General features: G+C 32.5%; 6 protein-coding genes. All 6 read left to right on the top strand.

The annotated features are described in order from the left end of the window. Positions 1-170 precede the first annotated feature (170 nt). Positions 171-1598 carry a hypothetical protein gene (locus ACEW8E_RS14560; RefSeq protein ID WP_373481082.1) on the top strand — a complete coding sequence of 476 codons (1428 nt, stop codon included), beginning with the start codon at positions 171-173 and terminating at the stop codon, positions 1596-1598. A 144-nt stretch (positions 1599-1742) separates the two neighbouring features. After that, positions 1743-5033, top strand: a complete 3291-nt coding sequence (locus ACEW8E_RS14555; RefSeq protein ID WP_373481081.1) for a hypothetical protein — start codon at positions 1743-1745, stop codon at positions 5031-5033. A 104-nt stretch (positions 5034-5137) separates the two neighbouring features. Continuing rightward, a complete protein-coding gene (locus tag ACEW8E_RS14550) occupies positions 5138-6031 on the top strand; it encodes a hypothetical protein (protein ID WP_373481080.1) in 894 nt (297 codons plus the stop codon). Between the two features lie 20 nt (positions 6032-6051). After that, complete coding sequence (locus ACEW8E_RS14545) at positions 6052-7437, top strand: hypothetical protein (RefSeq protein ID WP_373481079.1); 1386 nt, start codon at positions 6052-6054, stop codon at positions 7435-7437. A 44-nt stretch (positions 7438-7481) separates the two neighbouring features. Next, positions 7482-7859 (top strand): hypothetical protein, encoded by a 378-nt coding sequence (locus tag ACEW8E_RS14540; RefSeq protein WP_373481078.1) that lies wholly within the window; start codon positions 7482-7484, stop codon positions 7857-7859. Positions 7860-8188: 329 nt separating this feature from the next. Beyond that, entirely contained in the window at positions 8189-8398 is a 210-nt protein-coding gene (locus ACEW8E_RS14535; RefSeq protein WP_373481077.1) for a hypothetical protein, read from the top strand. Positions 8399-8526: the final 128 nt, after the last annotated feature.

The following is an 8526-nucleotide window of genomic DNA, read 5'->3' as shown; positions in this document are numbered from 1 at the left end:
CTGGATCTATTTTTTGACACCAGCGATTAAAACATGGTGGCATTGATGAAGATGTTGTTTCTTTCATTTTGACCTAAAAACGTTATAATACAAAAATTATAACCTAATTTCTTTTATCGTTTTGTTTAAGTACCGCTAAATGTATTGAGGCTATTATTCAATTAGCTTCGGTGGGTTTAATTCCTAGTAATAAGTTAAAAATTTTATTTATTGATGCCGATGAAACTAATGGTAATTTACAGCGATCACAAAACAGTTTCAATCTGTATCAAAAATGTTATCAGTTATTAAAGGGAAAACACCAAGAATGCCCTTGGATGACTACTAATATTGAATCTTACGGGGTTTGGTCGCCTTTTACCAAAAATAATGCCGATCGCCAATTAGGATCATTTTTTTCCTATAATACCCTCAAACAAACTTCTCCATCTTTGGCTAATTTATTCGATGTTTTATATACCGAAGATGAGCGTAAAGTCTCTTTAGAAGTAGGTTTTAGGGGGCGCCCCGCCATCGGATCGAGTATTATGACTCAAATAAACCTTGAACGACTAGAAGAAGAACCTTGGCGAAGTCTTATAAATGAAATAGAAAATAACGCTGGTGGTGGCGGTAACGCTAAAGTTTTATTATGTGGCTCAATATTCGGCGGTACAGGTGCTTCAGGTTTACCAACCATTGGACGATTAATTGCCAATAAACTTGAAAAAGACGGCGTTAGAGATCGAGTAAAAATTGGTTGTATTTTCGCTTTACCTTACTTTAATTTCCCTAAAGGTAACGCCAATGAGCAGGTTTATGCAAGTTCAGATAGTTTCTTACTTAATACAGAAGCCGCTTTAAGATATTACAAAGAACAAGCACAACAATTTGACACCAAATATTTAATCGGGAATCAAAGTTTTGAAAAATTAGGAGATTTTAGCGTTGGGAAAGATACCCAAATTAATCGCCCTCATTTCGTAGAACTTTACGCAGGTTTAGCCGCCCGTCATTTTTTCTGTGATGAGCCTCAAAAAGGTGTTCATATTATGAGTCGTAATGAAGCGGGAATTCTTAAATGGGATGATATACCTCAAGTAGAGGAAGTAAAAACAAAATTAGTCAATGCCGCCCGTTTTGCTTTCATCTGGTTAGGGGATTTTCAAGATCAGTTACAGCTGGGCAGAAATCAAGGAATTAGAGAATTAAATGGTTTGGCTTGGTTTGATAAATTCTTTCAAGGGGGGGGAATGTTTGGTATGAAAACTAGAAGACATTTACCTGATTTAAGCGATTCTGCGCAACAGGAGGCCATAAAAACTATTAACGCTTGGTGTGAAGACTTTTTGCGATGGTTAAGAGATATTCATTATTGCGATAACGAACGCATACAGCTATTTAAAGCTAGAGAATATTTCGTTGATGTCAAAAATTTGAAACCTGAAAAATTAGGTGATCTATTATGGGATGACTCTCGTACTAAAGACATTTTAGATCAAGATACCGCCGTGAATCTTAAAAATACCATCGGTGATTTAGATACTAAAAATTTTGGCGAACCAAATCAAGGAGTCTCTGGATTAGCGAAAGCAGTATATATCACCTGTAAAGTATAAAGTAGAGAGTGTTAAAAAGTTTTTGGGTGAAGGTAGCCTCATTGGTAAAAAGCCACAGACACAAAAATTCGTAAAACAGGCATCTTGCTTGTGACTAAATATCCTCAGAAGGCTAAAGCCTTTACTACAAACTAATTAAAAACTATGGCAGATTTATTACTATCCAAATTAAAAGACGATACTAACATCACCAGAGGACAACCAGGACAATGGGAAGGTAAAGGAGATAATGCTTTTCGGGATGTAGCCGATAGTCTCGATTATCAAGCACCTGGAGCGATTAGAAGCGTTAGTTCCGTACCTACTATGTGGGCTCGTCCTCTCATTACGGAAATGGCACTCTATGACACAAATCATCCCATTCATAAGCCTATGATGGCACAATGGCGAGGGATGATGGCGGCCATAGCCTTAGCGGAAGTAGAAGGATTCAATTTAAAAGTACAATTTTTGGATTTATCAGCTCAACGATTCCAACCCTTCGGAGATGCCTTATATCAACTGATGCCCGAATCCAATAATGCCATTTATACCAGAGAGAAAAAAAATCCTTGGGAAGAAGTTTATGTTTTTCTGTGGAATGGTAAAGCCGTGGGGATGAGTAGCCCTAGCACCCTAATTTGCCCCTCTGAAGAAGGAAAATGGGACGGGTTACGGTGGTGGGTAAATGGAATGTTAGTTAGCCCTGAGCCTTATTTAAACCAAGAATCCAAAGATTTATTATGGCGTTGGTTAGAAAATATCCAAAATAATATTATCACTTATCAAGGTAATGCGATCGCTCTTAATCGGATCATCGGTTTAATTTCTCAATTCCGCAACGATTTACAAGTCAATGATCAAGGTGTACCGCCTTTAAACCTTAGCACTAATCCTAACTTTTTCGGAGAACAAATTAACAGAGGAGCATTAATATTACTCAATAATCCCATCAAAATTCCGCCTAAACCGTCTAATGTGCGCATCATACCTAGTGCCATCAAATCTAATACTAAGCCTTTGATTATCATTGACGAGAACATCGCTGATTTTTGGGGGCAACCGAAACAGAATATTTGGATACATAGAGATCGTACTTTAGCCTCCTTAAATGTTCAAGATCTCAAAAATGGTACATTAGTTTGGGATGATGTAAACTGGATTACCTCTGAAGATTTATTCTTAGAAGAATTAGGATTTTTAGATTTAGAAGACGCATTACCTGGGGGATTATTACCAAAAACAACTTTACCCATTATCTTTAACGGTGAAAAAGTTACTCCTTTAATTCCCTTAAATCCCATTTTATTGCAATACTTCACCCCCGAAGATCTCATCAGTAAAATACAATTAGAACCTTTTAATAATATAAACGGGCAAGGTATTCGCTTAACTCTTTCTATTCCCTTATCAGGTATAGCTAATCAACAACAATTTCAAGGGTATCGTCTTCAAAAAGAATATATCCTCAAGGAAGAAAACGCCATTAAATATTTACCCGTGTTGACTGTTTGGCCTAACTTTCGAGCGAAAAATTGGAAACAATACTATACTTTCTACTACGATGGTGATTACGGTGAGGAAACTTTTAAGGTTTATTTTCCTAACCAACAAGCCCGAACCTTTAAAGCTCCTGATGGTACTGGATCTTACCAACTTTCAACGGTGCAGGAAATGCCAACCTATGTAGTTTGTAAGGATAGCTATTACAAAGACATTGGCTTAATTTTACTAGCAACGCCTCCCGAAATTAACTCACGGGGTACATGGCGAGTAGGGGTGGATTTTGGTACATCTTTTACTAACGTTTATGTCAAGGGAGAAAATAGTGGAGATTTTGAATTAAAGATCAATAATGAATTACAACTAAATATAACAGAAAGCCCTATTGGTACTCGTTTACCTGCTTTGATTGAAAGTTTCGTGCCTGATACATTTTTACCCTCAGAAGAGCCTTTACCATTATGTACCGTACTTACGACTAAAAACGGTGAAGATAACGGAGAACTGCAACCAATTTTAGACGGGCGTATTTATATCCCCGATCCCACGGAATTTGATCCCAATAAACAATGGATAAAATTAGATCTAAAATGGTCAAATCTCAAATACTCTAAAGTTTTCTTACGTCACTTATCTTTGCAAATATCAGCTTTAGCAGTTCAAGCGGGAATGCATACCATTGAATGGTGTGTATCCTACCCTAGTGCTTTTTCTAATACAAATATGACGACATTTCATCGTAATTGGGAAGAAATCGCCGAAGAATTAAAGCCAAAAACAGGCATAACTTATTCTTGCCCTACCATTGATGATAATCAGCGTTTTTGCACGGAAAGTGTGGCATTAGCTCAATATTTTAACGACAAGGAAAAATATCCTTTGATTCGTAATACTTGTATTGATATGGGTGGTGGTACTTCTGATATATCTATTTGGGAAAATCGCAAAATAGTTTATCAGTGTTCGGTGTTATTCGCCGGGAGAAATATTTTTTCGGAAATTATCGCCATGAACCCCCGTTATGCCCAAAAATTGATGAAAGAATTTACTCCCAATGATTGGACAGGTTTAAGTGAACATTCTATCATGACGAATATTGATGTAGCTTTACGTCATAAAGCTGAGGAATGGTTAAGTAAAAAACGTATTTACAAAAATGAAGATGAGTATTTTCAGCGTTTAGTTACCCTCACAGCTATAGGAGTAGCAGGACTGTATTATTATGTGGGCTTAATTTTGCGAGTGCTTCATGAAGATGGCAAATATAGTAAAGAACAGATAACCCCTGTTTATATTGGCGGTAATGCTTCTCGTTTCTTACATTGGCTTTCACCAACAGGTAAATTTGATCAAAATACTGAGTTTAATAAACTGCTTAGTTTGATGTTAAGTAAAGGTTCTGGTTTCAAAGACACTAACGAAAAAACCAGATTAAGCACTCGTCCGAAGCATGAAGTAGCTTGTGGTTTAGTTCTCAGTCAAACAGAATTAACGGGAATGATTGATGATACCGAAAAACAACCTATTGCAGGAGAAAATTATTATGTAGAATATCATGATGATGACGAAGAATTTAAAGAGGAAAATAATTGGCAATCTCGCTTCCATTTAGAAGGTAATATTACCAATTTTGATATTCCTAATCTTAATCACCTAGAAGAATTTTTATATGAGTTTCATGCAGGAATAAAAGCCTTAAATATTGAAACCATAAAACCCTTAGCAAAATCAGATTATAAACCTCAAAAACCCCTAGATAAAAATGAAGAAAATTCTCCTCAAGAAGATAAAAATAGTGAATTATGGGGTGAATTAAGATACCACCTCGAAAATGAACTATTAGACGTAAGAGGAGATGCCAAAAATATCAGAGAAAAAACTCCTTTTATTATGGGTTTAAAATCTTTACTTCATGTTTTAGGCAGACGATGGGCAGATTCCTATAAAGATTAATTATCCTATTTATAACCCCAATTTTTTGATAATATCCCTAGTCTAATTTTACGGAATACTATTCAAATGCGGGGTTAATATAATTAACAAAAGTTGATAAAATTATGGTTTTAGTTAATAAAAAAAATTGTCCAATTTGTGGTACTGAATATGTTAATAATCAAGATAAATGTAAAAAATGTAAATGGAATTTAAACCTATATTTAAGGGAGCAAAAATTTTCATCAGAGCAAATTATTCGCTATGCAGAAAGTTGGGCGAGAAATACTCATCAAGTTATTCATCATTATCGAAATCAACGAAATGAATTGAGGAAAAAAATGGAAGAATTACCCAATTTTATGCAGGAATTATTTGAGCTTAAACTCCAAATTTCAACCCTAGAAAAGCAAATAAATAATTTATCAAATCAAGATAGTCAATCTAGGAATTTGAAAACAGAAATTTTAGCAGATTTAGATAGTCGAATTAACAAAATTGTAACGGAATTAGTCAAAGATTTATCAAGAGAAAATTTATCAACTTTTGTAGCAACTAATGAGCCTGTTATACCCGATATTGTTACCACAGAATTTATTGATAATAACATCAATTTATCTGAATCAATCACTTCTAATCAAGAAATAGATCACTATGAAAAATATATAATTACTCAATATTATAATAACCCTAGTTTTTTAGTTGATCATGCCTATAAAGTTACTCCGACAAAAAAAAGTTTAGAAGATATTTATATGAATAAAGCTAGTGAAATTATTTTTCAAGACTCGAATCAAAGTGATTATTGGATTGTGGAGTTAGAAAGTGGTGGTTTTTGTTTATTACCAGACTTAAATTTGAAAATTAATACCAATCTTAAAACCATTAAAACTATTTTTGAATTACGAGGTTATCAAGATCATTTATCTAAAAATTTTCAAGTTATTAAAACTGCTAAAGTTCATGAAGTTAATCAAAATCAATGGCAGTTAATTGACAGAGGTATTTTACAATTTTAATTATTAATTATTAAGAGGTTATGATGAAAAAAAAAGTTATTACATTAATTATTTTAGGTTCTTTTTTCCCTTTCTTTTTTACTGGTTGTGAGTCTAAAAGTGGAAATAGTCAACAATTCCAAATCATACAAAAAGCCTATGAAACTTTTGCAAAAAATATAAAAGAAAATGGAACATTATTAACTCAACTTAAAGAAGAAAGTGAGACACAACCTATTCCAATAGAAATTTTACAAACAACAAAAAATTTTCAAGAAGTTTCTAATAATTTTAATAATTTCCAAAGTAAAATTAAAGAGTTTGAAAATCAGGTAGAAAATGAAGAAATCCCTATTGATGATGACAAGAAAGAAAAAATTAAGAGTTATTTAGGCAAGATAAAAAATCAATTTAATACAACAAAACAATCTCCAACGATAGACAATATTATTAAACTATTCGAGGATGGTAAATTAGAAAAAACAGAAATTTGTAATGATATTCAAATACCCTTAGGAGTTTTTGATAGTAAAGAAGATGAAAATTGCGGTAAATTTAATATAAAAACCTACATTGAGTTAAAAAGATTTTTATCAGAGCAAAATAAAATAATTGAAGAGAATATTGAAGAAATAAATAGGTTAGTCAATAGTAATTTATATCAAAATAATAAACTATTAATAGCTATAATAACCAGCTCAGTTTTAGGACTAGGAATTATTGGTTCATTTATTTGGATTTATTTATTAAGTAAAAAGAATAAACAAATTATAAATGAAATATTAAGTCAAAAAGAGAAGATAAAAAATTTAGAGAACAAAAATGAGACACAAAAATCTGATATTCAACAATTAGAAAATAAAATTAATGAATTAGGGAAATTAATTGAAAGAGAATATTCTCAAATTCAATTACATTTAGGAGAATTAGACTATAAAATAAATGATCTTTCATCTAATAGTAATCAAAATAGAGAAAACCCTCAACAATTATCATATTCTCAATCTACTTACGAACAAACTTATCCTCCACTACCTGAAGATGTAAGATTAACAAATTTATATAGAGAAAATCCTCAAGGTTTATTACAAAATGCCATTCGAGTTAGTATGACAAAAGAAACGGTTAATAAAGTGTTAGCAGGTACATGGGAAGGTTTAATTGAATTAGAAAGTAACTCTCGTCAGGGAGAATTTTATATTGTGTCTAGTAATAGTGGGGAATCTTATTTATTTTTAGATCCAAATACTCTATTTAATACTCAAATATTACAACAAATTAATAAGTCACAATTGTTTATTTGTAATGGCAGTTTATCTCAAAAATTAAAAGGTGGTGATATTAATATCATCAAACCTGCAATTGTTGAAAAAAATATTGAAAATAACTGGGTATTTGTTCAATCAGGAGAAATAGATTTACTGTAATATAAAATAACTTGTAATTAACAAAAAAATGTAATTTATTGAAAATGTTAAAACGTCTTCTTCTTTCAGTTATTCTTTTGCTTATATCATCCATTGCTATTGCTTTACTAGTTTATCTGTTTTTTCCTCGTAACAGTCGCTATTTAGAAACTAACTGTATAGCTACTGAAAAAGGAAGTGTAGAATGTGAAATAAAAAATAAGATAAATAGCGGTAAAGGTACATTTCCTATGAAAGCCTGTGGAACAATTGTCGTTATTTGTCCTGATGGGGAACATATTAAAACCTTCTGTACTGGTACAGTTGCCCCTCAAGAAACGAAAAATATCGTTATCAGTGATTTCTATCCGCCAATAAAAAATTTTGGTAGTTGTCAAAATTTTGAAATAAGAGATTACGATAGTTTTGTACCTACTAATTAATTATTAGAAACTAACTGTATAGCTACTGAAAAAGGAAGTGTAGAATGTGAAATAAAAAATAAGAGATATAGCGGTAAAAGTAGATTTTCTGGGGAAGCCTGTGGAACTATTGTCGTTATTTGTCCTGACGGGGAACATATTGCGAACTTCTGTACTGTTATAGTTGCCCCTAAAGAAACGAAAAATGTTGTTATCAGTGATTTCTCTCCGCCAATAGAAAATTCTGGTAGTTGTCAAAATCTTGAAATAAGAGATTATGAGGCTTTTGTTCGTACTAATTAATACACTAATCAATTAAACCTGAAATAAAATTATCTTTATACTAAGTTATGACTGAAGATATAATTCAAAATATATCAAATTCTGAACCACTCAATCAGATTTATCACAAATTCCAAGAAGTAGATAAAAAACTCAAAGAATTAGAAAAAGCTACTCAAAAAGTTATCGTTACTGGTGGTAAATCTCACCCTCAACCAAAGCCGATAAATGTTACTGAAGAAGAGTTAATTAATATTTATAATTATGCCGCTCTATAAAACTTACTCAAATCTACTCATAAGAGTAAATCCCCACTCTTCATGGGATGGACGTTCACTTCCTGCTTCACCGAATCCTTAATAGACTTGCCACTAAGTTGGTTTGACTCTCCACAGGCTTTACTTCC

The organism is Geminocystis sp. (assembly GCF_041753295.1).
In the GTDB taxonomy this organism is placed as follows: domain Bacteria; phylum Cyanobacteriota; class Cyanobacteriia; order Cyanobacteriales; family Cyanobacteriaceae; genus Geminocystis.
This window is presented reverse-complemented; position numbering and strand designations above follow the sequence as displayed.